25 protein-coding genes and 1 tRNA gene are annotated in these 23,483 nt (G+C 73.3%); 20 read left to right on the top strand and 6 right to left on the bottom strand.

The window, feature by feature from the left end; translation table 11 throughout:
• Window positions 1–13: 13 nt before the first annotated feature.
• Window positions 14–793 (bottom strand): SDR family oxidoreductase, encoded by a 780-nt coding sequence (locus tag ACFU97_RS30555; protein ID WP_384263000.1) that lies wholly within the window; start codon window positions 791–793, stop codon window positions 14–16.
• Between the two features lie 15 nt (window positions 794–808).
• A complete protein-coding gene (locus ACFU97_RS30550) occupies window positions 809–1,972 on the bottom strand; it encodes a phytanoyl-CoA dioxygenase family protein (RefSeq protein ID WP_384262998.1) in 1,164 nt (387 codons plus the stop codon).
• Window positions 1,973–2,128: 156 nt separating this feature from the next.
• Between ACFU97_RS30550 and ACFU97_RS30545 the strand changes: the two genes are divergently transcribed.
• Both ACFU97_RS30545 and ACFU97_RS30540 read left to right on the top strand, forming a co-directional pair.
• A complete protein-coding gene (locus tag ACFU97_RS30545) occupies window positions 2,129–3,160 on the top strand; it encodes a LacI family DNA-binding transcriptional regulator (RefSeq protein ID WP_384262996.1) in 1,032 nt (343 codons plus the stop codon).
• An 11-nt stretch (window positions 3,161–3,171) separates the two neighbouring features.
• The gene (locus ACFU97_RS30540; RefSeq protein WP_384262993.1) at window positions 3,172–3,792 is read left to right on the top strand and encodes a poly-gamma-glutamate hydrolase family protein; all 621 of its coding nucleotides are present in this window, start codon (window positions 3,172–3,174) and stop codon (window positions 3,790–3,792) included.
• Here the strand turns inward: ACFU97_RS30540 and ACFU97_RS30535 are convergent.
• Entirely contained in the window at window positions 3,773–4,948 is a 1,176-nt protein-coding gene (locus tag ACFU97_RS30535; protein ID WP_384262990.1) for a Gfo/Idh/MocA family protein, read from the bottom strand. The genes ACFU97_RS30540 and ACFU97_RS30535 overlap by 20 nt on opposite strands.
• Window positions 4,949–5,100: 152 nt before the next feature.
• Here ACFU97_RS30535 and ACFU97_RS30530 point away from each other — a divergent pair, with 152 nt between their 5' ends.
• Window positions 5,101–6,105, top strand: coding sequence for a LacI family DNA-binding transcriptional regulator (locus tag ACFU97_RS30530; protein ID WP_384262988.1), 1,005 nt, complete (start codon window positions 5,101–5,103; stop codon window positions 6,103–6,105).
• Window positions 6,106–6,119: 14 nt separating this feature from the next.
• Here ACFU97_RS30530 and ACFU97_RS30525 read toward each other — a convergent pair whose 3' ends face one another.
• Window positions 6,120–6,464, bottom strand: coding sequence for a cupin domain-containing protein (locus ACFU97_RS30525; protein ID WP_384262985.1), 345 nt, complete (start codon window positions 6,462–6,464; stop codon window positions 6,120–6,122).
• A gap of 132 nt (window positions 6,465–6,596) precedes the next feature.
• Between ACFU97_RS30525 and ACFU97_RS30520 the strand changes: the two genes are divergently transcribed.
• The 15 genes from ACFU97_RS30520 to ACFU97_RS30450 all read left to right on the top strand — a co-directional run bounded on the left by ACFU97_RS30520 (window position 6,597) and on the right by ACFU97_RS30450 (window position 20,192).
• Entirely contained in the window at window positions 6,597–7,121 is a 525-nt protein-coding gene (locus ACFU97_RS30520) for a hypothetical protein (RefSeq protein ID WP_384263036.1), read from the top strand.
• Window positions 7,122–7,173: 52 nt separating this feature from the next.
• Window positions 7,174–7,758: a hypothetical protein gene (locus ACFU97_RS30515; protein ID WP_384262983.1), complete on the top strand. Its 585-nt coding sequence runs from the start codon at window positions 7,174–7,176 to the stop codon at window positions 7,756–7,758.
• Between the two features lie 26 nt (window positions 7,759–7,784).
• Complete coding sequence (locus ACFU97_RS30510; protein WP_384262981.1) at window positions 7,785–8,708, top strand: intradiol ring-cleavage dioxygenase; 924 nt, start codon at window positions 7,785–7,787, stop codon at window positions 8,706–8,708.
• Window positions 8,705–9,787: a maleylacetate reductase gene (locus tag ACFU97_RS30505; protein WP_384262978.1), complete on the top strand. Its 1,083-nt coding sequence runs from the start codon at window positions 8,705–8,707 to the stop codon at window positions 9,785–9,787. Before ACFU97_RS30510 ends, ACFU97_RS30505 begins: the two co-directional genes overlap by 4 nt.
• A 127-nt stretch (window positions 9,788–9,914) precedes the next feature.
• Window positions 9,915–10,565 (top strand): GntR family transcriptional regulator, encoded by a 651-nt coding sequence (locus ACFU97_RS30500; protein ID WP_384262975.1) that lies wholly within the window; start codon window positions 9,915–9,917, stop codon window positions 10,563–10,565.
• A 61-nt stretch (window positions 10,566–10,626) separates the two neighbouring features.
• The gene (locus tag ACFU97_RS30495; RefSeq protein WP_384262973.1) at window positions 10,627–11,376 is read left to right on the top strand and encodes a PIG-L deacetylase family protein; all 750 of its coding nucleotides are present in this window, start codon (window positions 10,627–10,629) and stop codon (window positions 11,374–11,376) included.
• Window positions 11,373–12,077: a 4-carboxy-4-hydroxy-2-oxoadipate aldolase/oxaloacetate decarboxylase gene (locus ACFU97_RS30490; protein ID WP_384262970.1), complete on the top strand. Its 705-nt coding sequence runs from the start codon at window positions 11,373–11,375 to the stop codon at window positions 12,075–12,077. The genes ACFU97_RS30495 and ACFU97_RS30490 overlap by 4 nt, the downstream gene beginning before the upstream one ends.
• Window positions 12,074–13,177 (top strand): 4-oxalomesaconate tautomerase, encoded by a 1,104-nt coding sequence (locus ACFU97_RS30485; protein ID WP_384262968.1) that lies wholly within the window; start codon window positions 12,074–12,076, stop codon window positions 13,175–13,177. Before ACFU97_RS30490 ends, ACFU97_RS30485 begins: the two co-directional genes overlap by 4 nt.
• The gene (locus ACFU97_RS30480; protein ID WP_384262965.1) at window positions 13,174–14,124 is read left to right on the top strand and encodes a catechol 2,3-dioxygenase; all 951 of its coding nucleotides are present in this window, start codon (window positions 13,174–13,176) and stop codon (window positions 14,122–14,124) included. The genes ACFU97_RS30485 and ACFU97_RS30480 overlap by 4 nt, the downstream gene beginning before the upstream one ends.
• Before the next feature lie 150 nt (window positions 14,125–14,274).
• Window positions 14,275–15,597 (top strand): MFS transporter, encoded by a 1,323-nt coding sequence (locus tag ACFU97_RS30475; protein WP_384262963.1) that lies wholly within the window; start codon window positions 14,275–14,277, stop codon window positions 15,595–15,597.
• Window positions 15,598–15,688: 91 nt separating this feature from the next.
• Complete coding sequence (locus ACFU97_RS30470) at window positions 15,689–16,492, top strand: alpha/beta fold hydrolase (RefSeq protein ID WP_384262961.1); 804 nt, start codon at window positions 15,689–15,691, stop codon at window positions 16,490–16,492.
• A 105-nt stretch (window positions 16,493–16,597) separates the two neighbouring features.
• Complete coding sequence (locus ACFU97_RS30465; protein WP_384262958.1) at window positions 16,598–17,341, top strand: ABC transporter ATP-binding protein; 744 nt, start codon at window positions 16,598–16,600, stop codon at window positions 17,339–17,341.
• A complete protein-coding gene (locus tag ACFU97_RS30460) occupies window positions 17,338–18,129 on the top strand; it encodes an ABC transporter permease (protein ID WP_384262956.1) in 792 nt (263 codons plus the stop codon). The genes ACFU97_RS30465 and ACFU97_RS30460 overlap by 4 nt, the downstream gene beginning before the upstream one ends.
• Before the next feature lie 39 nt (window positions 18,130–18,168).
• Window positions 18,169–19,506, top strand: a complete 1,338-nt coding sequence (locus ACFU97_RS30455; RefSeq protein WP_384262953.1) for a sensor domain-containing protein — start codon at window positions 18,169–18,171, stop codon at window positions 19,504–19,506.
• A 41-nt stretch (window positions 19,507–19,547) separates the two neighbouring features.
• Window positions 19,548–20,192: a response regulator transcription factor gene (locus tag ACFU97_RS30450; protein ID WP_384263033.1), complete on the top strand. Its 645-nt coding sequence runs from the start codon at window positions 19,548–19,550 to the stop codon at window positions 20,190–20,192.
• 320 nt (window positions 20,193–20,512) lie between these two features.
• Here ACFU97_RS30450 and ACFU97_RS30445 read toward each other — a convergent pair whose 3' ends face one another.
• On the bottom strand, window positions 20,513–21,091 hold the full coding sequence (locus ACFU97_RS30445) for a TetR/AcrR family transcriptional regulator (protein ID WP_384262950.1): 579 nt from the start codon (window positions 21,089–21,091) through the stop codon (window positions 20,513–20,515).
• A gap of 250 nt (window positions 21,092–21,341) precedes the next feature.
• Between ACFU97_RS30445 and ACFU97_RS30440 the strand changes: the two genes are divergently transcribed.
• A complete protein-coding gene (locus ACFU97_RS30440) occupies window positions 21,342–22,790 on the top strand; it encodes an MFS transporter (protein ID WP_384262948.1) in 1,449 nt (482 codons plus the stop codon).
• 110 nt (window positions 22,791–22,900) lie between these two features.
• Window positions 22,901–22,977 (top strand) — tRNA-Pro (locus ACFU97_RS30435).
• Between the two features lie 28 nt (window positions 22,978–23,005).
• Here the strand turns inward: ACFU97_RS30435 and ACFU97_RS30430 are convergent.
• Window positions 23,006–23,483: cation transporter (locus ACFU97_RS30430; protein WP_384262945.1), on the bottom strand; the 478-nt coding region annotated here is incomplete at its 5' end.

Below are 23,483 nucleotides of genomic sequence, written 5' to 3'. Positions count from 1 at the left end.
GTCTTGCCGGTTCTCAGTCGAGGCCGCCGAGCACGTTCTGGTCCCAGTCGATCACCGAACCCGTGACCACGCCCGACCGGTCGGACAGCAGCAGGACCACGAAGTCGGCGATCTCGTCCGGCTGCCCGAGCTTCCCCATCGGAAGCCGGGCGCCGGCCTCCTCGCGCCAGTCGTCCCCGGCGCCGTGGAAGCGCCGCTGCGTCGCGTCCTCGCCCTCGGTCTGCGTCCAGCCGATGTTGAGGCCGTTGATGCGGACGCGGTCCCAGCGGTGGGCGTGCGCGGCGTTGCGGGTCAGGCCGACCAGGCCCGCCTTGGCGGCGACGTAGGGCGCCAGGAAGGGCTGCCCGCCGTGGGCCGAGGACGTGATGATGTTGACGATCGTGCCGGGCGCCTTGCGGGAGACCATGTCGGCGACGGCGGCCTGCATGGCGAAGAACGGCGCCTTCAGGTTGATCGCGATGTGCTGGTCGAACAGCTCGGGCGTGGTGTCCAGCAGCGTGCCGCGGGAGGTCAGCCCGGCGGAGTTGACCAGGCAGTCGATGCGCCCGTACGCCGCGACCACGTCGCCCACCGCGGTCCTCGCCTGCTCGGCGTCGGCGAGGTCGGCGCGGATGAACATCGCCTTGCCGCCCGCGGCCGTCAGTTCGGCGACCAGCGCCTCGCCCGGGGCCGGGCGCCGGCCGGTCACCGCCACGACCGCCGCACCCTCGCGGACCGCCGCCCGGGCGACGGCGGCGCCGACGCCCTGGCTCCCGCCGTTGACCAGGACGACCTTGTCGTCGAGAAGTCCCATGTGTTCCAGGTCCTTTCAGCTTTCCCGGCGTTCGGCGCCGGCCCGCAGCTCCTGCCGTAGAGCCTCGGGAGTCCATGTCTCGCGCAGCGCGCGCCGGACGACGTCCGCCTGCGCGGGCGGGGCGAGGCCGTCGACCGGTGGGTCGCCGTCGAGGTTGGTGGGGAAGGGGTAGCCCTCGGCGCTCGCGGCGATCACGTTGGCCGCCCACTCCTCGCCGGCGCCCTCGGCCGCGCGCCTCAGCAGCACGGGGAAGACCGCGTTGGCGACGGCCTCGCGGTCCACCGTCTCCATGGCCCGCCCGAACGCGGAGGACACCTGCAGCAGGTTGGCCATGCGGCGGATGCCGGCGGAGCGGTTGGTGCCGGCCGCGTGGAACAGCGCGGGGTTGAAGAAGGCCGCGTCGCCCTTGGCGAGCGGGAGCTGGACGCGGTGGGCGTCGAAGTACGCCTGGAACTCGGGCAGCCGCCAGGCCGGATAGCCGGGCTCGTACTGCTGCGAGTACGGCAGGTACAGCGTCGGCCCGGACTCCACCGGCATGTCGCAGTGGGCGACCGCGCCCTGCAGCGTGAGCACGGGGGAGAGGGCGTGCACATGGGCCGGGTAGGCGGCCGCCGCCTCGCTGGAGAGGAAGCCCAGGTGGTAGTCGCGGTGCGCGGTCTGCGCCGCCCCTCCCGGGTTGACCACGTTGACCTGCGAGGTGATCTGGTAGCCGGGACCCAGCCATGCCGCCGAGGCCAGCGCGAGGATGTCGTTGGCGTAGTAGTCGGCGAACGCCTCGGGGTCGTAGAGGGCCGCCTTCTCCAGCGCGTTCCACACCCGGTCGTTGGCGCCGGGCCGGGCGAAGTGGTCACCGGCGGCGGCGCCCGAGGCGCGCTGCTCGGCGATCAGGGCGTCGAAGACCGCGGTGAGCCGGTCGACGACGGCCGGGTCGGGGAACGCGCCCTCGAAGACCACGACGCCGGGTCCCTCGGTCAGCGCCCGCACCAGCTCGGAGCGGACCGGGCGCCGCTCGGCCGCGCGCAGCCGCTCGCTGTCGTAGACGAGGACGTTGTGCTCCACCCGGGAGGCGTGCGGGAAGTCGGCGAGATCGGTGCCCCGCTCGACCAGCTCACGGAAGCCGGCCAGGTCGCAGTCCTGTTCGGACAGCCGGGCGCCGTGATCCACAAAGGCGGGGGACATCGTCGTTCCTTCGGTCGGAGGTGTCACGCAGCGCTCGGTGACAGTGCTGGGCCGCCCTGTCATTCTTGTCATGACAAACCTGGCGAACAACCGGCACGGTGCCATCAAAAACCCCTCAGGAAGCCCCCTCGAGGACCCAGCGAGAGGAGCCCGCGCATGGGCCACCCCTTCCCGATCCGGGAGATCGCCCGGCAGGCCGGCCTGAGCGAGGCCACCGTCGACCGGGTCCTCAACGGCAGGGGCGGGGTGCGCGAGAGCACCGCACGCGAGGTCCGGCAGGCCATCAGCGACCTGGACCGGCAGCGCACCCAGGTCCGCCTGGTCGGCCGCACCTTCATGATCGACATCGTGATGCAGGCGCCGGAGCGGTTCTCCACCGCCGTCCGCACGGCCCTGGAGGCCGAGCTGCCCGCGCTGCACCCGGCCGTGGTGCGCTCGCGCTTCCACTTCCGCGAGACCGGCCCGGTGGCCGAACTGACCGCGACCCTGGACCGGATCGCCCGGCGCGGCTCGCAGGGCGTGATCCTCAAGGCGCCCGACGTCCCCGAGATCACGGCCGCCGTCGGCCGGCTCGCCGAGGCGGGCATCCCCGTCGTCACCCTCTTCACGGACCTGCCCGCCACCGCCCGCCTCGCCTACGTCGGCATCGACAACCGCGCCGCCGGCGCGACCGCCGCCTACCTCATGGGGCAGTGGCTGGGCGAGCGGCCCGGCAACGTCCTCACCAGCCTCAGCAGCGGCTTCTTCCGCAACGAGGAGGAGCGCGAGATGGGGTTCCGCAGCGCCATGCGCGCTCGCCACCCGGACCGCACGCCGGTCGAGATCGCCGAGGGGCAGGGCCTGGACGCCACCCAGTACGACCTGGTGCGCGCCGCCCTCGCCCGGGACCCGGACATCCGCGCCGTCTACTCCATCGGCGGCGGCAACATCGCCACCCTGCGCGCCTTCGAGGACCTCGGCCGCGAGTGCGCGGTGTTCGTGGCGCACGACCTCGACCACGACAACACCCGCCTGCTGCGCGAGCACCGCCTGTCCGCCGTTCTCCACCACGACCTGCGCCAGGACATGCGCGAGGCCTGCCACATCGTCATGCGGGCTCACGGCGCGCTGCCGCCCACGGGGCCTACGCTGCCCTCGGTGATCCAGGTGGTGACGCCGTACAACATGCCACCACAGGCGACGGGGTGAGGAGACGGGCCATGACGAGGACCGAACTCGTGGAGATCGAGGGCGTCCGCCTGCTCGCCACCCTCACGACGGGCGGCGAGATCGGCCTGCTCGCGCTGCACGGCAGCAACGAGGGCGGCACCGCCGAGCTCGCGCGGTCGGTGGCCGAGCGCTGCGGCGCCACCAGCCTGGTCTTCACCCAGCCGGGAGTGCCCGAGCCGGTGCACATCCCCTCCCCGCGCATGGCGGTGGAGCACTGCGCCCTGCTGCGGCTGTTCCTGTCCCGGGTCACCGTCGCGGTCTCGCTGCACGGGCACATGCGACGGGCGGCGCCGCGGTCCATCTTCCTCGGCGGGGCCAACCGCCCGGCCGCCCGGCTGCTCGCCTCCGGACTGAGCGCCCTGCGGCCGGAGTTCGACCCGGTCACCGACCTCGCCGAGATCCCCACCAGCCTGCGCGGCGTGCACGCCAAGAACCCGGTCAACCTGCCCCGCCGCGGCGGCGTCCAGGTCGAACTCCCGCTGTCCGCCCGCACCCGCAGGCCGGGCTGGGACCCGGAGATCCCCGACAACCCGCCGCGCCGCGTGGTCGACGCGCTCGTCACCGGCGTCCGGCTGCTGGCGGCCAAGTCCGTCACGCATCCGGCACGTTGACCCAGGCGCCGCGGGCGGCCGACTCGACCATCGCCTCCAGTACGGCGGCACTGCGCACGGCGTCCGGCAGCGTGGCCCCCTGCGGCTTGCCCTCCGCGATCGAGCGCAGGAAGCGGTGGGCCTCGATCACCTTCAGGTCGTCGTAGCCCATGCCGTTGGCGGCGCCCGGCTGGAACGCGCCGTACTCGCCGGCGCCCGGGCCGACGTACACCGTGCTGACGGGCTGGTCCTGGTAGGCGGGGCCCGTGCCGGACGGGCCGCGGCTGACGCCGAGCTCGTTCATCCGGCGGAAGTCCCAGAAGACGGCGCCCTCGGTGCCGTGCACCTCGAAGCCGTAGTTGTTCTGCTCGCCGACCGAGACCCGGCAGGCCTCCAGCACGCCGCGCGCGCCGGAGGCGAAGCGCAGCAGGCAGTTGACGTAGTCCTCGTTCTCGACCGGGCCCAGCGCGCCGCCGGCGGCGCGGGTGTGGCCGGCGGTGGCGCCGGTGGGGCGGGCCCGCTCGGGGATGAACACGGCGGTGTCGGCGGTCAGCGAGGCGATGTCGCCGAGCAGGAAGCGGGCCAGGTCGGCGCCGTGCGAGGCGAGGTCGCCCAGCACCCCGCTGCCGCCGCGCTTCTTTTCGTAGCGCCAGGTCAGGGCGCCCTCGGGGTGGGCCGCGTAGTCGCTGAAGAGGCGCACGCGGACGTGGGTGACACGGCCGATCTCCCCGGCGGCGATCAGGGCGCGGGCGGTCTCGACGGCGGGTGCGTTGCGGTAGTTGAAGCCGACCGCGCCCTGCACGCCCGCGCGGGCGACCGCGTCGGCCACCGCCTGCGCGTCGGCCGTGGTCAGGCCGACCGGCTTCTCGATCCAGATGTGCTTGCCCGCCTCGGCCATCGCGACGCCGATCTCGCGGTGCAGGAAGTTCGGGGCGGTGATGGAGACGGCCTGCACGCGCGGGTCCCCGGCCACCTCGCGCCAGTCCCGCGTGGTCGAGGCGAACCCGAACTGCGCGGCGGCCTCCTCGGCCCGGCCGGGCACCTCCTCGGCGACCGTCACCAGGCGCGGACGCAGGCCCAGCTGCGGGTAGTGGTGCAGGACGCGGGCGTACGCCTGGGTGTGCACCCGGCCCATCCAGCCGAACCCGATGACGGCGACACCGAGCGAATCCACCATGACGGCCCCTCTTCGGCACTGCTTGGAACGGTCCACAATCTGTCCAGGCCACCCTGAGGGCCCGAATCCGCCCCTGTCAACCCTCGCCGGTTGCGTGCGGAAGCCCGCCCGGCCCTTTGACAAGCCCCCCGCTCCATGGAACGGTCCAGGCCATGAAATCGCCGACCATCCGCGACGTGGCCGAGGCCGCCGGCGTGTCCAAGTCGCTGGTCTCGCTCGTGCTGCGCGGCTCCGGACAGGTCCGGCCGGAGAAGCGGGACGCGGTGCTGCGGGCGGCGCGCGAGCTCGGTTACCGGCCCAACGCCGCGGCGCGCAGTCTCAGTGAGCAGCGCACGCGCACCGTCGGCGTGCTCCTCAACGATTTGCGCAACCCTTGGTTCGTCGACCTGCTCGACGGCCTCAATCCGCTGCTGCACGACAACGGCCTGCGCATGCTGCTGGCCGACGCCCGCCTCAACCGCCACGCCGGCCAGGACCCCGCCGACCCGCTCCTCGATCTGCGGGTGGACGGGCTGGTCGTGGTCGGCACCCTGCCCGACCCGGCCGCCCTGGGCGCGGCCGCCGAGCGTGTCCCGGTCGTCGTGGCGGGGGCGCGCGAACCCGCCCCGGCCGGCGTGGACGTGGTGGCGTGCGACGACGAGCAGGGCGCCCGGCTGGTCACCGAGCACCTCATCGGGCTCGGCCACCGGCGCATCGCGCACATCGCGGGCTACGGCGCCGTCGGCGAGCTGCGCAGGCGCAGCTTCGAGGCGACGATGCGCGCGCACGGCCTCGCGGACGAGGCCGTGGTGGAGCCCAGCGACATGACGGAGGAGGGCGGCTACCGCACCACCGTGCGGCTGCTGAGTCGCCGCGAGCGGCCCTCCGCCCTGTTCGCCGTCAACGACATCGCCTCCGTCGGCGCGCTCTCGGCCGCCGAGGAGCTGGGCCTGCGCGTCCCGCACGACGTGTCCGTCGTCGGCTACGACAACACGAGCATCTCCCGGCTGCGCCACGTCTGGCTCACCACCGTCGACAACGCCGGGCACGAGGTCGGCCGGCGCGCCGCCCGCTGCCTCCTGGACCGCTTCGAGCGGCCCGGGGGAGCGGGCCGGCTGCACCTGGCCGCACCGGCGCTGGAGATCCGCGGCACCACCGCGGCGCCGCCCGCGCGGTAACTCCCGGCAGGGGCTCAGAGGTTGATGGCGTACGCCTTGCGCAGCGTCTCGTGCACCGTCCACGTCGTCCGGTCGCCCTCGCGCAGCACGGCCAGGTCCCCGGGCCCCACCCGCAGCGTCGGGCCGCCCTCGAAGTCGATGGTCGCCGATCCGCTGAGCACGACGAACAGCTCGTCCGCCTCGGTGTCGGTGACGACGCCCGGCGTGATCTGCCAGATCCCGCGGATCTGCCTGCCGTCCGCCGACTCCCAGACGACCTTGCCGGTCACCTCCGGCGTACCGGAGACGATCTGCTCCGGGTCGAGCGGCTCCGGCTCGAGCTCGGCGTCCGGGACGTGCACAACGAAGCTGTGGGTCATGACGCGACCCTAACCAGCGCGCCCGCCGGCCGTGCGTGGACACTGTGTGCGGTATCGGTCCAGGTGGGGGGACACTTCGTCGCGGCGGCCGCGAACTGGCGCACCGCCCGGACCCGGGTGATCGTGGAGGGCATGGCCGACTCCACGGCGGACCCCGGTACGTCCGTCGCCGCCCGCCGGGGCCACGACACCCGCGAGGCCGTCCTCTTCGGCGGCGTCTACGGCTCCGTGCTGGCCTGCTCGATGGTCGCGGCGCTGTCCCAGTACGGCCACACCTCCCGCGCCAGCCGCCGCTACGACGCCCTGTGGCTGCTGGTCACGGCACTGGCCTCCGCCCTCGCCCACGGCTACGCCCACTACATCGCCGAACGCGAACCGCACCGCCGCTGGGACGCCCTGCGCGCCCTCGCCGGCGAATGGCCCCTGATCGCCGCCGTCCTGCCCACCGTGGTGCTGCTGGCGGGCGCCGGATGGGGCTGGTGGCCGCCCAAAGGGGTGGAGTACGCGGCGTTCGTGCTGAACATCGTGCTGCTGTTCACGCTCGGCCTGGTGACCGCCCGCGGCTCGCACCGCACCTGGCCCGTGGCCGTCGGCACCGGCGTGGTGGACGCGCTGCTCGGCGTGATCGTGGTCGTGGCGAACGCGATCATCAAATGATGGCGTCACGGACCGGTCGTCCTGCCATAAGGTCTGCCGCGTGGGGACGGACATGGATGGTGCCATCGAAAGCCGCCGCGCCGACGGACGCTGGCGGATGGAGTTCGATCTGCTGGACTTCAGCCCGCCGCGCGACTACGTCGCCTGGGACTGCCTGTTCGGCGTGCGCGGGACCGGAGACGTGGAGCGCCCGCTCTTCGCCGACCGCGGGCTGCCCGACGACGTGTCGGACCCGGTGCGGGAGGCCGCGTTCGGCGATCACCAGCACAGCCACACGCACCTGAGCTGGGCCGAGGCCGGCGCGGTCGACTGGGACGAGCCGCTGGCCTCCCGGCCCGCCTGGTACTGGACGCACCGCTCGGACCCCGCCGGCGAGCACCTCGTACGGGTGACGCCCACCCTGCGCACGGCCGCCGGCGAGGTCTTCGGCGGCGGCGGCCTGCTGCTCGCCCCGCCGGAGTGGCCGCCCGGCGCCGAGGTCCACCTCGACGGCGCGGTCTACCGGCCCGTGGTCCTCACCGCCCGCATGCTCGCCCCGCCGGACGAGGGATGCTGGGCTGAGGTGTGGGGCGCCATGCGGCACCTCGCGGCCGAGCACGGCGAGGAACACGTACGGCTCACCGTCTGGTTCGGTTGAGCCGCGCACCCGGGAAGGGAGCTGCCATGACCACCGACGCCACCGGCACGACCACCGGGACGACCGGGAGCGGGACGACCGCCTCCGGACCGGTCGCCCCCGAATCGACCGTCACCGACGAGGCCGTCGGCAGCCTGGCCGGCACCGCCGACCCGCGGCTGCGCGACCTGCTCACCGGCCTCGTCCGCCATCTGCACGCCTTCGCGCGCGAGACGCGGCTGACGCAGGAGGAGTGGGAGAAGGCCGTCGCCTTCCTCACCAGGACCGGGCAGACCTGCACGGACACCCGGCAGGAGTTCATCCTCCTGTCCGACGTGCTCGGCCTGTCGATGCTCGTCGAGACGATCAACGGCGACCGTGCCGCCGGCGCCACCGAGTCCACGGTCCTCGGTCCCTTCCACATGACCGAGTCCCCGGCGCGCGAACTGGGCGCGGACATCGACCTGGTGGGCGGCGGCGAGCCCTGCGTGGTCAGCGGACGGGTCCTGTCCCGGGACGGAACTCCCCTGCCGGGCGCGGTGATCGACGTCTGGCAGGCCGACGGCAACGGCTTCTACGACGTCCAGCGCCCGGACGTGCAGCCGCCGGGCAACGGCCGCGGACTGTTCACCGCGGACGCCGAGGGCCGCTTCTGGTTCCGCACCTGCGTGCCGAGCCCGTACCCGATCCCGACGGACGGCCCGGTCGGCGGCCTGCTGCGGGCGACCGGCCGCCACCCCTACCGCCCGGCCCACGTCCACTTCATCGCCTCCGCCGAGGGACACGTGCCGGTCACCACGCACATCTTCGTCGCGGGCACCGACTACCTCGACTCCGACGCCGTGTTCGCCGTCAAGCCGAGCCTCGTCAAGGACTTCGCCAGGACGGACGATCCTTCCCTGGCAGGGGAGTTCGGCGTCGAGAACCCCTTCCGGCACGCCCGCTTCGACCTCGTGCTGGAGCGGTCGTGAAGGACGTCCTGGACTTCTCCTACGAGTCCCGGCCGGTGCGGGTCGTCTTCCGGCCCGGCGCCGCCACCAACGCGACCCCCGGCGAGGCCGCCGCGCTCGGCCTGCGCCGGCTGCTGGTGGTGTGCGGCAGCCGCGGCGCGGCCACCGCACGCGCGGTCGCCGACTCACTCGGGCCCGCCTGCGTGGGCCTGCACGACGGCGCCCGGATGCACGTCCCCGCCGAAGTCGCCGACCGTGGCGTCGAGGTGGCCCGCGCGGCGGGCGCCGACGGCTGCGTGGCGGTCGGCGGCGGCTCCTCGATCGGCCTCGGCAAGGCGATCGCGCTGCGCACCGGCCTGCCGCTGATCGCGGTGCCCTCCACCTACTCCGGCTCCGAGATGACCCCGGTGTGGGGCCTGACCGAACACGGCGCCAAGCGCACCGGCCGCGACCCCGTCGTCCTGCCGCGCAGCGTCGTCTACGACCCCGAACTCACCGTCTCCCTGCCCGCGCCGCTCTCCGCCACCAGCGGCATCAACGCCATCGCCCACGCCGTCGAGGCGCTCTACGCCCCCGACACCTCGCCCCTGGTCGCGCTGATGGCCGAGGAGGGCGTACGGGCCATGGCCGGCGCCCTGCCCGCGGTGGCGAACCGCCCGGACTCGCTGGAGGCCCGGGGCCGCGCCCTGTACGGGGCCTGGCTGTGCGGCTCGTGCCTCGGCGCCACCACCATGGGCCTGCACCACAAGCTGTGCCACGTCCTGGGGGGCACCTTCAACCTGCCGCACTCCGAGACGCACACGGTGGTCCTGCCCTACGCCCTCGCCTTCAACGCCCCCGCGGCCCGGGAGGCGGCCGCCGCGCTGGCCCGCGCCCTGTCCGCCACCGACCCCGCGCACGCCCTGCAGTCCCTGGCCGCGCGGCTGGACGCGCCCCGCTCGCTGGCCGAACTGGGCCTGAAGGAGACGGACTTGGCGGAGGCGGCCGCCGAGACGGTGGGCCAGGCGTACGCCAATCCGCGTCCGGTCACGGCGGAGAACGCGCTCGCGGTGCTGCGGGCGGCGTACGAGGGCGGGCCGCCGGAGTTTCCCGGACTCTGACCCGGCCCGCGGGTCCTGATGGACCTCATCCTGGCCCAGCCATGCCCGCAATACGGCAGACAAAATTGTTGACAATCTTGTTTGGCTAGATTTAGGTTCGACAGGCACTCACTCAGGGAGGGCAAGGATGCCGAAGGAAGCCCGTCCGAGCACCGGGGAGCAGGCCAAGCAGCACGCGCTCGCGCAGCTGCGGCAGGCGATCCTGCACGGCGAGATGGCACCGGCGCAGCGGCTGGTGGAGAACGAACTCGCCGAGCAGTTCGGTGTGACACGGGCCAGCATCCGTGCGGCACTCATCGATCTGGAGGCCCAGGGCCTCGTCGAGCGGATCCGCAACCGCGGCTCGCGGGTACGGGTGGTGACCGTCGAGGAGGCGGTCGCCATCACCGAGTGCCGCATGGTCCTGGAGGGACTGTGCGCGGCGAAGGCGGCCACCCTGGCCAGCGACGAGCAGCTCGCCGAGCTGACCGAGCTGGGCACGGCGATGACCAAGGCCGTGGCCGACGGTGAGCCGGTGACCTACTCCGAGCTCAACCAGGAGCTGCACACCAAGGTCCGGGAGTTCTCCGGCCAGCGCACGGCGGTGGACCTGCTGGAGCGGCTGAACGCCCAACTGGTGCGCCACCGCTTCCAGTTGGCGCTGCGCCCCGGCCGTCCGCAGCACTCCCTGAACGAGCATCTGGCGATGATCGAGGCGATCGGGACCAGGGACCCGCAGGCGGCCGAGACGGCCGTCCGCGCCCACCTCACCAGCGTGATCGAGGCGCTGCGCGACTGACGCACACGCGCCGGACGTGGGGGAGGCGGGCGCCCACCTGTCCAGCAAGGAGAGAGCAGTAATGACTCAGGCCAACGCGCCCGCCGGCCCGCGTTCCACACTCGTGGTCACCGCGCACGCCGGGGACTTCGTGTGGAGAGCGGGCGGCGCCATCGCCCTGGCCGCCTCCCGCGGCGAGAAGGTCATCGTCGCCTGTCTGACCTTCGGCGAGCGCGGCGAGTCCGCCAAGGCGTGGCGCGAGGGCAGGAAGCTGGAGGAGATCAAGGCGATACGCCGGGACGAGGCCGAGCGCGCCGCGGCCACCCTCGGCGCCGAGGTCCGCTTCTTCGACGCCGGCGACTACCCGCTGGTGGCCACCGCCGAGCTGACGGACCGACTGGTCGCCGTCTACCGCGACACCCAGCCCGACGTCGTGCTCACCCACCCCGTCGAGGACCCGTACAACGGCGACCACCCGGCCGCCAACCGCATGGCGATCGAGGCCCGTATCCTCGCGCAGGCCATCGGCTACCCGGGCGCGGGCGACATCATCGGCGCCCCGCCGGTCTTCTACTTCGAGCCGCACCAGCCCGAGATGAGCGGCTTCCGGCCCGAGGTGCTGCTCGACATCACCGACGTCTGGGACACCAAGCGCAAGGCGATGGAGTGCCTGGGCGCCCAGCAGCACCTGTGGGACTACTACACCGACCTCGCGGTACGCCGCGGCGTGCAGCTCAAGCGCAACGCCGGCCCCAACCTGGGGCTCGCCCACAAGACCATGGCCGAGGCGTACATGCGCCCCTACCCGCAGATCGCGAAGGAGCTGGCATGAGCGGCGTCATCGTCACCAACCCCCCGAAGGCCGACGCCAAGGACGTCGAGGCGCTGGCCGGCTACGGCGTGGCCACCGTCAGCGAGGCGATGGGCCGCACCGGCCTGCTCGGCCCGGAGATCCGCCCCATCCAGCAGGGCGTACGCGTCGCCGGCACGGCCGTCACCGTGCTGAGCTGGCCCGGCGACAACCTCATGATCCACGCTGCCGTGGAGCAGTGCGGCGAGGGCGACCTCCTCGTCGTCACCACCACCTCCCCGTCCACCGACGGCATGTTCGGCGAGCTGTTCGCCACCGCGCTGCACCGGCGGGGCGTCAAGGGCCTGATCATCAACGCCGGCATCCGCGACACCCAGGCGCTGCGCGAGATGGGCTTCGCCGCCTGGTCCCGCGCCGTCTCCGCGCAGGGCACCGTCAAGGCCACCGGCGGCTCGGTCAACGTGCCGGTCGCGATCGACGGCCAGGTGATCCGCCCCGGCGACGTGATCCTCGCCGACGACGACGGCGTGGTCGTCGTCCCGCGCGAGCGCGCCCGCGAGACGGTCGAGCGGTCCGAGGCCCGCGAGGCCAAGGAGGCCCGATCCCGCGCCGCCTTCCTGGAGGGCCAACTCGGCCTGGACCGCTACAACTTGCGCGAGAAGCTCAAGGAACTCGGCGTCGAGTACCGCACGTACGAGGAGCATGAGGGGGCACGGTCGTGAGCGAGGAGCTGCCCTGTCTGCTGATGCGCGGCGGCACCTCCAAGGGTGCCTACTTCCTCGCCGCCGACCTGCCCGCCGAACCCGCCCTGCGCGACGAGCTGCTGCTGCGCCTGATGGGCAGCCCGGACGACCGGCAGATCGACGGCCTGGGCGGCGCGCATCCGCTCACCAGCAAGGTGGCCGTCGTCTCCCTCTCGGACGACCCGCGCGCCGACGTCGACTACCTCTTCCTGCAAGTCGCGGTCGACCGGCCGGAGGTGAGTGACCGTCAGAACTGCGGCAACCTCCTCGCGGGCGTAGGGCCGTTCGCCGTCGAACGCGGACTGGTCCCGGTGGCGGGGGAGCGCACCTCCGTCCGCATCCGCATGGTCAACTCCGGCGACTACGCCACCGCGACCTTCCCCACCCCGGGTGGCCGCGTGGACTACACGGGCGACGCCGAGATCTCGGGCGTGCCCGGGACGGCCGCCGCCGTGGTGATCGAGTTCCCGCCGAGCGCGAACCCGCTGCTGCCCACCGGCAACGTCCGCGACGAGATCGGCGGCGTGCCCGTGACCTGCGTGGACAACGGCATGCCCACCGTGCTCATCGAGGCCACGTCGCTGAAGGTCACCGGCTACGAGTCGCCCAAGGACCTGGAGGAGGACCTGGCGCTCGCCGACCTGCTGCGCGGGATCCGCCTGGAGGCCGGCCGGCTGATGGGGCTCGGCGACGTCTCCGACACCACCGTGCCCAAGCTGACGCTGCTCGCCCCGCCGCGCGACGGCGGCGCGGTCACCACGCGCACCTTCATCCCGGTCCGCTGCCACACCTCGATCGGCGTGCTCGGCGCCGCCAGCGTCGCCGCCGGGCTGCGGATCGAGGGCAGCGTGGGCGCGGACCTCGCGCACGTCGACCCGGGCGACGACCGGGTCCGTGTCGAACACCCCACAGGATTCCTGGACATCGAGAGCAGCCTCGCCACCACGGCCGGCGCCCTGCCCTCGGCCCGCCGCACCGCCGTGGTCCGCACCGCCCGGAAGATCTTCGACGGGACCGTCTTCCCGCGGTCCGCCGGGACGGCGCCGATCCCCCCGCACCCCCAAGGAGGTCAACGATGACTCCGCCGCTCGGCGACATCGCCCACGTCGGCCACGCCCAGCTGTTCACCCCCGATCTGGACGCCAGCGTCGCCTTCTTCACCGACTACCTCGGCCTCACGGTCAACGGCCGGGACGGCGGCACGGTCTATCTGCGGACCTTCGACGACTACGAGCACCACAGCCTGGTCCTCACCGCCCGCGAGCAGCCCGGCCTCGGCCGGCTCGCGCTGCGCACCTCCGGCGAGGAGGCGCTGCACCGCCGGGTCAGGGCGGTCGAGGAGGCGGGCGGCAGCGGCACCTGGGTCGAGGACGAACCTGGCCTCGGCAAGCTGTATCTGACCACCGACCCCGACGGCCACGAGCACGCGCTGTACTGGGAGAGCGAGCACTACCAGGCACCCCCGGAGCTGCGCCCGGCGCTCAAGAACCAGCCGCAGGCCAAGCCCAACCGGGGCGTGGGCGTGCGGCGCCTGGACCACATCAACTTCCTGGCCGCCGACGTCCTGGCGAACGCCGAGTTCCAGCAACAGGTCCTGGGAGCCCGGGCCACGGAGCAGATCCGGCTCGACTCCGGCCGGATCGCGGCGCGTTGGCTGACGTACACGAACAAGTCGTACGACGTCGTCTACACGGAGGACTGGACCGGCTCCGAGGGCCGGCTGCACCACATCGCCTTCGCCACCGACACCCGCGAGGACGTCCTGCGCGCCGCCGATCTCGCCATCGACAGCGGCGTGTTCATCGAGACGGGCCCGCACAAGCACGCCATCCAGCAGACGTTCTTCCTGTACGTCTACGAGCCGGGCGGCAACCGCATCGAGCTGTGCAACCCGCTCACCCGCCTCGTCCTGGCGCCCGACTGGCCGCTGATCACCTGGACCGAGGAGGAGCGCAAGAAGGGGCAGGCCTGGGGCCTGAAGACCATCGAGTCGTTCCACACGCACGGGACGCCGCCGGTCGCCTGACAGCGCCCCCGGAGCGCCGTAGGAGCCACCCCCGAAGCCGTCGTGTCCAGGGAGTCCCTGGATTGTCGATGAGATTGTTGACAAAAACGTTGACTCCTCGGGCGTGGCTCCTTAGCGTCTGGCGCACCCCGCACGAGAGGAAGAACGAAGATGTCCCCCCTCGCTCCATCCGCCCGCGGCAGCAGACTGGCCCTCCTGGTCGTCGGCCTGTGCTGGCTGGCCGTGCTCTTCGACGGCCTCGACATGTTCATCTACGGCTCCGTCCTGCCGCACCTGCTGGAGACGAAGACCTTCGGCCTCACCGCCGACCAGGCCGGCGACCTCGGCAGCTACGCCACCTTCGGCATGCTGGTCGGCGCGCTCGCCGCGGGAACGGTCGCGGACCGGATCGGCCGCAAGAAGCTGATGATCGGCTGCGTGACGCTGTTCTCGCTGGCCTCCGGGATCTGCGCGGTATCCGGCAGCGTCGCCGTCTTCGGCCTCGGCCGGACCCTTGCGGGCGTCGGACTGGGCGGTCTGCTGCCCACCGCGATCAGCATGGTCGGCGACTACGCGCCCCGCGGCCGCGGAGCCATCGTCATCGGCCTGCTGATGACCGCGCACCACGCGGGCGGCATCCTCTCCGCGTACGTGGCCAAGTGGCTGGTCGACCCGGTCGGCTGGCGCGCCGCCTTCTGGGTCTGCGTCGTCCCGCTCGTCTTCGCGCCGGTGCTGGTCAAGCTGCTGCCGGAGTCGCTGAGCTTCCTCGTCGCCAAGGGCCGTACCGACGAGGCCCGCGCGCTGGCCGACCGCTACGAGGTCGACCTGCCCGCCGCCGGCGGCCGCAAGACCGCCGCCGACCGCTGGGACGCCCTGGCCGGCCTCTTCCGCGGGGGCGAGTGGATCCAGACCCTGCTCCACTGGCTCGCCTCCTTCGGCGGCCTCCTCCTGGTCTACGGCGTCGCCACCTGGCTGCCCACCCTGATGCGCACCCAGGGCTACGAGCTCGCCAACGCCCTGACCTTCGTCGTCGTCTTCAACCTCGGCGGCATCGTGGGCATGCTGATCGCCGGCCGCGCGGCCGACACATTCGGCGCCCCGCGCATCTCCGCGATCTGGTTCGCGCTCACCGCCGCCGGCGTCTTCCTGCTCAGCGTCCACATGCCGATGGGCGTCACCACGCTGGTCGTCTTCCTCACCGGCGTCTTCCTCAACAGCGCCCAGACGATGATCTACGCGACCGTCTCCATCCGCTCCACCCCGGACAACCGGGCCACCGCCGTCGGCTGGACCTCCGGCATGGGCCGCTTCGGCGCCGTCTTCGGCCCGTGGCTCGGCGGCCAGCTCCTCGCCGCGGGCCACGGCGACTGGGGCTTCACCGCCTTCGCCCTGGCCGGCGTCTCGTCCATGGTCTTCATCGGCGTCGCGGCCCTGCGCACCGCGCGCTCCGGCACCTCGGCCACCAGCGACCAGGAACTGGTCACCGCGCACTGAACAGGGACCGTCCCCGGGTCAGGGGGGACGAGAGGGACGCCGGTCCCCCGCAGCGGATGCGCGGGCCGGCGTCCGGCGTCACGCTCGGAGTATGAGCGAGCGCTGGGACGTCCGGCGTGCGGGCCCCGAGCAGGCACCGCACCGGGTGATGATGATCCCGGGCGGGCTGTGCTCGACCGAGTTCTACGCGGACGTGATGGCCGAACCCGCCCTGGAGGGGCTGGGGTTGGTCGCGGTCACCATGCCCGGCTTCGGCGGGACCACGGCGCCCGAGGACGTGAGCGTGGAGTCCTACACCCGGCTGCTGGCGCGGTTCGCCGCCGATGCGGGCTGCGACGTCGTCGTGGGCCACAGCCTCGGCGCGAACGTGGCCGTCGAGATGGCGGCGACGGGCCTCTTCCAGGGGCCGCTGGTGCTGCTGTCCCCGACCTTCTCCCGCCCGGACGAGGCGAAGTTCCTGGCCGTGATGAACACCCTGGGACGGGTGCCCGTGCTCGGCATCGGGGCCTGGACCGCCATGCTGAAGCTGCTGCCGAAGGCCATGAAACGCGAACTGCCCGCGCACCGCGCCGAGGTGCTGGCCGCGGACATGGCCGCCAACGACCCGGCCGTCTGCCGCCGGATCGTACGGCGCTACTACCAGTATCTGGACCGCCACCCGTCCCTGGTCCCCCGCCTGTGCGAGGCCGCCGTCCCGGCCTGGGTGGTGCGCGGCGACCACGACGAGATCGGGCTGACGGACGGCGAGCGGCGGGGTCTGGAGGCCTGCCCGCACGTCCGCATGGTCACGGTCCGCGACGCCGGGCACGCCGTGCTGGTCGAGCAGCCCGCGCGGGTCGCCGACGTCGTCGTGGACGCGGTCGCGGCGGCGGGCTGGGGGAAAACCCCCAGCTGAGGACGGAGGCCGGCCGCATTCCGGGCGCCCGCCCTGGCGCCTAGCTTCGGTGGCACAGGCGCGGCCACCGGCTCGGTGGTCCGCAGGCAGCCACCAGGAGCAGCGATGATCGAAGCGCGCGGTCTCAGCAAACGCTACGGGCCGGCCCTCGCCGTCGACGGCCTCGGCTTCGACGTCCGGCCGGGCGCCGTCACCGGCTTTCTCGGCCCCAACGGGTCCGGCAAGTCCACCACCCTGCGCCTGATCATGGGCCTGGACCGCCCCGACCGGGGCACCGCCCGCATCGACGGCCGGGCCTACCGCGAGCTACGGTGGCCGCTGCGCGAGGTCGGCGCGCTGCTGGAGGCCCGCACGAGCCATCCCGGCCGCAGCGCGGCGGCCCACCTGACGGCCCTGGCCGCCGCGAACGGCATCCCCCGCACCCGGGTGGACGCCGTCCTGGACACCGTCGGCCTCACCGACGTGGCGCGCAAACGCGCCGGCGGCTTCTCGCTCGGCATGGCCCAACGCCTCGGCATCGGTGCCGCGCTGCTGGGCGACCCGGCCGTCCTGCTCTTCGACGAGCCGGTCAACGGGCTCGACCCGGAGGGCGTGCGCTGGATCCGCACCCTGATGAGGTCCCTCGCCGCCGAGGGCCGCACCGTCCTGCTCTCCAGCCACCTCATCAGCGAAATGGCGCTCACCGCCGACCACTTGATCGTGATCGGGCAGGGCAGGCTGCTCGCCGACACCAGCGTCGCCGAACTGACCGCGGGCGGACGGTCGTTGGAGGAGGCGTTCTTCGCGATCACCGGGAGCGGCGCCGAGTACCGGGGCACCGCCCCCGCCGAGCACCGGAGGCAGCCGTGAGCGTCGTGGAGACCGAACTTCCGCGCGGGCACTACCGGTTCACGCATGCCGCGCGCATGGAGTGGATCAAACTCGCCAGCCTGCGCTCGACGATGTGGGCGCTGCTCGCCACCGTGGCCGGAATGATCGCCATCGGGGTCGTCACGATGGCCAACACCAAGGCGCCGGGCCCGGATCGCGTGGACACCTTCGATCCGGTGAACAACGTGCTGGCCGGGACCGCCCTCGGCCAGGTGATCGTCGGCGTGCTCGGCGTACTCGTGATCACCGGCGAGTACTCCTCCGGCACGATCCGCGCCACGCTGGCCGCGATCCCCGACCGGCCGCTCCTGCTCGCCGCCAAGGCCGGAGTCCTCGGCGGGGTCACGCTCGCGGTCGGCGAGGCCGTCACGTTCGTGACGTTCCTGGCCGGACGGTCCGCGCTGACCGATGCCGTGCCGCGGCCCGCGCTCGGCGACCCGGGCGTGCTGCGTGCGCTCCTGCTGTCCGGCGTCTACCTCGCCCTGGTCGGCCTGATCGGGCTCGGCCTGGGGACCATCGTGCGGCACACGGCGCTCGCCGTCGGGCTCCTGGTCGGGGTCCTCTACGGCGTGCCCGCGGTGCTGGCCGGGCTGACCGGGGTCACGGTCGCGAAGTTCTTCCCGACCATGATCGCGGCGAACTCCCTGGCCGTGTCGAAGCCGGTCTCCGGATGCCTGTCACCGTGGACCGGGTTCGCGATGCTGTGCCTGTACGTCGCGGCCGTCCTCGGCGCGGGGGCACGGCTCCTCGCACGGCGGGACGTGTAGGTGCCACCGCACCGCACGCGCGGACGGGACACTGGGACCATGCACGACACACGTACGGGGGCGGCTCGCCGGTGGGCCGTGCTGCGGGCCCCGCTCACCGCCCGCGCCTGGAGCGAGGCCGCGTACTGCCTGGCCGGCCTTCCGGTGGCGCTCGTCGGGTTCGTCCTCGTCCTCGTGCTGCTCGCGCTCGGCGCCGCCTTCACCGTCTCCCTCGTCGGGGCCGTGCTCGGGCTGCTGCTCGTCGTCACCGCGACCGGGCTCGCGCGCGCCTTCGCCGCGGCGCACCGTCGGCTGGCCGCGCGGCTGCTGGGGGAGCGGGTGCCGGCACCCCCGCGGCTCCGGCCCGCGGGCAAGGCGTTCACCCGGCTCGACGCGCGGCTGCGGGACGCCGCCGGATGGCGCTCCGTGGCGTACGTGCTGGTCAAGCTGCCCGTCGCCGCCGTCCAGTACTACGCCCTGAGCTGGTGGGTCACCGGCCTGCTCAACCTGTCCGCGCCCGTGCGCTGGGCGGCCTTCGGCCAGCGCCCGCACCCCGGCGGGGAGGGCATGGCGACCATCACCCCGGTCCCGGTCGGCGGCGGCGCCCCGCACAGCACGAACTTCGCGGGAACGTTCGTGGCCGCCGCGATCGGCGCCACGACGCTGCTCGCGGCCCCCTGGCTCACCCGCGGCATCGTCGCGGTGGACCGCTGGCTGGTCCGTGCGCTGCTGGGACCGGGTGAACTCGCCCAGCGCGTCAAGAACTTGGAGGAGACCCGCGCCCTGGCCGTCGACGACTCGGCCGCCCTGCTGCGCCGCCTGGAGCGGGACCTGCACGACGGCGCGCAGGTACGGCTCGTCGCCCTGGCCATGAGCCTCGACATGGCCAGGGAGCGGCTGGGCGCGCAGGGCGAACCCGTCGGCGATCCCGAGCGGCTGCGGCGGCTGATCGAGACCGCCCACACCAACGCCACCGAAGCCCTCACCGAACTGCGCGACCTGGCCCGCGGACTCCACCCGCCCGTCCTGGACGAGGGACTGCCCGACGCGCTCGCGAGTCTGGCAGCGCGCAGTGCCGTACCCGTGGAGCTGGCCGTGGACGTCCCCGAGCGGCCCACCCCGGCGATCGAGACCATCGCCTACTTCTGCGCCGCCGAACTCCTCACCAACGTCATCAAGCACAGCGGTGCCCGCCGGGCGGTCCTCCGCGTCACCCAGGAGGACGGCCTGCTGCGCCTGCGGGTGACGGACGACGGCCACGGCGGCGCGACGCTCGGTGCGGGCAGCGGGCTGACGGGCCTCGTGCAGCGGGCCCGCACGGTCGACGGCACCCTGGACGTCAGCAGCCCCGAGGGCGGTCCCACGGCCGTGACGATCTCCCTGCCGCTGCACGCATGACCGACGACCGGGAGGCCGACCGCCGTGAGAGCATGCCCGCCATGCGCGTCGTGATCGCCGAAGATGCCGCGGTGCTACGGGAGTTGCTGGCCCTGATGCTCACCGACCGCGGTCACGAGGTGTGCGCCGCCGTCGGTGACGCCGACGCGCTGAGGGCGGCGGTGGCCGAGCACCGGCCGGACGTCGCCGTCGTGGACATCCGGATGCCGCCCGCCCACACGGACGAGGGGCTGCGCGCCGCGATCGCCGTCCGCGAGGAGTTCCCCGGCACCGGGGTGCTGCTGTTCTCGCAGTACATCGAGACGAAGTACGCGACGAGACTGCTGGCCGCGGGGTCGGCCGGGGTGGGCTATCTGCTCAAGGACCGGGTCGCGAACGTGGCCGAGTTCGCCGACGCCCTGCGGCGCGTGGCAGGCGGCGGCACGGCCCTCGACCCCGAGGTCGTCACCCAGCTCGCAGGCGCCGCCCGCGGCGCCGAGGCCCTCGGAACACTGACGGCACGCGAGAGCGAGGTACTGGCCCTCATGGCCGAGGGCCGCTCCAACGCGGCCATCGCCCAGGCCCTGGTGGTCTCGCCCGGCACGGTGGAAAAGCACGTGGCCGCAGTCTTCACCAAGCTGAACCTCCCCCCTTCGGAGGACGCGAACCGCCGGGTGCTGGCGGTACTGCGGTATCTCGGGGCGTGAGCCGGGGGATCGTGGGGCGGGGTCCGCCAGCGGCCTGTCTGGACATCCGGCAGCGTCAGCCCCCGGCGCGCCCCTCGTCCGGCGGGAGGACGCGAACGGGCCGGGCCGGCGGTGCTGCGGCGCCTGGGGGCGTGAGCCATGGCGACCGCGGAGGGTCGCTCCTCCACCGGGCCGCCTAGCCTCCGGCGCGCACCTCGTCCCGTCGGAGGACGAGAACCGGCCGGGCCGGCGGTGCTGCGGCACCTCGGGGCGTGGGCGAGGGCGTGGGGTACAGACCACCGGCGGCGCCTCAGCCTCCGGGGGCTTGTGCGCCGGCCGCTTCAGCCTCCGATCCGGACCCCGTCCAACGCGATGGCCAGCACCCGGTCCCGTTGGGTGTCGTCGGTGAAGACCGTGCCGGTGATGCCCGCGACCATGCGGATCAGGTCGCCGAAGTCCATGTCCTTGCGGGCCACGCCCGCCTTCTGCGCACGGGCGAACAGCGGGCCGCCCGCCGCGTACATCGACTCGCGGCAGGCGTCGAAGATCTCGGACTCCTCGTCCAGCGCCTCGCGCACCGCCCGCTTGGTCACCATGTAGTCGGTGAACCGCGCGAGCCAGGACGTCAGCGCCTCCCACGGCTCCCGGTCGGCCAACTCCTCGGCGACCCGGACGAGTTCGTTGACCTCGTCCGCGTAGACGCTCTCGAACAGCTCGCGGCGGGAGGGGAAGTTCCGGTACAGGGTGCCGATGCCGACGCCCGCGCGCCGGGCGATGTCCTCCAGGGACGCCTCGGCGCCGTGCTCGGCGAACGCCTCACGCGCGGCCGCCAGCAGGGCGTCGAAGTTGCGCGCGGCGTCCTTCCGGTGCGGGCGCCGGGACGCCACGAGCTCACGGACGGGGTACGGCTGGGCCGACACTGCTGCCTCCCGGGCGGGACGAGGTTGAAACGGAGGTGTGCCTCCGCTACAGTGGAGGGGTACCTCCACTTTACCAGTGCGAGTGCGATCGCCGCGGATCCGTGCGGCCGCACCCGGCACATCCCTACCTTTCCGCGACCGCTCACCGCGGCCGTCGGCGTGCCCCCAGGTGCCCAGCAGGCGCCGCGGGCCCGTACGACCGCGCCCGAGGACCTCGGCCGCACCCCGTTCGTTTCGGAGAGGCACGTCAATGCCCCGCAAGTCCACCCGTCTCACCTTCGCCGTCCTCGCGACCGGCGCCGGTGTGTTCGCCATGCTGCAGTCGCTGATAGCGCCGGCCCTGCCGACGGTCCAGCACGCGCTGCACACCTCCCAGTCCACCGCGACCTGGGTGATGACGGCCTACCTGCTGTCCGCCTCGGTCTTCACCCCGATCCTCGGCCGCGTCGGCGACCTGATCGGCAAGAAGCGCACGCTCGTCGCCGTCCTGTTCGTCGTGCTGCTCGGCTGCCTGGTCGCCGCACTCGCCCCGACCATCGGCGTCCTGATCGTCGCCCGCGTCGTCCAGGGCGTCGGCGGCGCGCTCTTCCCGCTCTCCTTCGGCATCATCCGCGACGAGTTCGACGCCTCGCAGGTCAGCGGCAACATCAGCAACCTGTCCGCGGTGATCGCCGCGGGCGGCGGCGTCGGCATCGTCGCCGCCGGGCCGATCGTCTCCGCGCTCGACTACCGCTGGCTCTTCTGGATCCCCGTCGCCGTCGTCGCGGCCACCGTCCTGATCGCGATGCGCTACGTCCCCGAGTCGCCCACCCGCGCCGAAGGCGGCGTGAGCTGGCTGGGCGCGGGCCTGCTGTCGGCCTGGCTGGTGGCGCTGCTGCTGCCGCTGAGCCAGGCGGGCACCTGGGGCTGGGGCTCGATCAAGGTGATCGGCCTGTTCGCCGCGGCGGCCGTGCTGTTCACCGCGTGGCTGCTGGCCGAGGCCCGCTCCCGCACCCCGCTGATCGACCTGCGCGTCATGCGGCTGCCCGCCGTGTGGACGACCAACACCGTGGCCCTGCTGTTCGGCGCGGGCATGTACGCGCTGTGGTCCTTCCTGCCAGGCTTCGTGCAGACGCCCAGCTCCGCGGGATACGGCTTCGGCGCCAGTGTCACGGCCTCCGGCCTGCTGATGCTGCCCATGCTCGTGACCATGTTCTTCTCCGGCATCCTCAGCGGCCGCCTGGAGCCGGTCGTGGGCGCCAAGAGCCTGCTGACGGCCGGTGCCGCGCTCGGTGCCGTCGCGCTCGGCATGCTCGCCGCCTGGCACGACGAGCAGTGGCAAGTCGCCCTGGTCTCCGGGGTGTTCGGCCTCGGCATCGGACTGGCCTTCGCCTCGATGGCCAACCTGATCGTAGGCAGCGTGCCGGCCTCCCAGACCGGCGCGGCGACCGGCATGAACGCCAACATCCGCACCATCGGCGGCTCCATCGGCGCCGCCGTGACCAGCGTCCTGGTCACCGGCCACCTCCAGCCCTCGGGTCTGCCGTACGCCTCCGGCTACACCCACGGCTTCGCGCTGCTGGCCGTCCTCTGCCTGGGCGCGGCCCTCGCGGCGCTGCTCGTGCCGGTGGCCCGCTCCGGCCGGCTCACCCCCGCGGCGAGCTCCACGGACGCCCCGGCGGCCACGGAGCCGCAGGCCGTGCCCGCCACCCGAGGCTGACGCACGGCGTCGGCCCGGCCCCGCACCCGGGGGCCGGGCCGACGCGAACACCGTTGCCCGTACGGTAAGGTTGACCTGCGCGATCACGCGGTTCACCGCGCGAGACGCACCGGGACGTGGCGCAGCTTGGTAGCGCACTTGACTGGGGGTCAAGGGGTCGCAGGTTCAAATCCTGTCGTCCCGACCAGCTTCGAGGCAGGTCGCAGGCCGCTCTCTCATCCACGAGAGGGCGGCTTTTCCTTGTGCACGGGAACAGCCGTGCCGGCACCGAAGATCTCCCGCACCTCACGAGCCGCGTAGACGACCAGGACGTAACCGGCCGCCGGGTCGGCCCACCACCAGCCGACCGCGGCGTTGAGGACGAGCCCGAGCAGTACCGCGGTGGCCAGCAGACCGTCGACCAGGGTGACCCGGCCCTCGGCGGCCAGCACGGGGTTGCCCAGGGCCGCGCCGGTGCCCGCCTTGCCGTAGGCCAGGGCGAACATCACCAGCGAGGTGCCCGCGGTCCAGGCGATGCCCGTTGGTGAGTGCCGGGGGTGGAAGCCGGCGGCCAGCACCCACGTGGACTGCGCCAGCAGGTAGAGGGCGAGCAGCGCGAAGCCGGCGCCGATCAGGCGCAGCGCGCGGCGCCGGCGGTCCTCGCCGGATCCCGACAGCTCCCAGACGACCACGGTGGAGGCGCCGATCTCGATC

Origin of the sequence: Streptomyces sp. NPDC057616, from assembly GCF_042800575.1 — a bacterium.
GTDB lineage: Bacteria > Actinomycetota > Actinomycetes > Streptomycetales > Streptomycetaceae > Streptomyces.
This window is presented reverse-complemented; position numbering and strand designations above follow the sequence as displayed.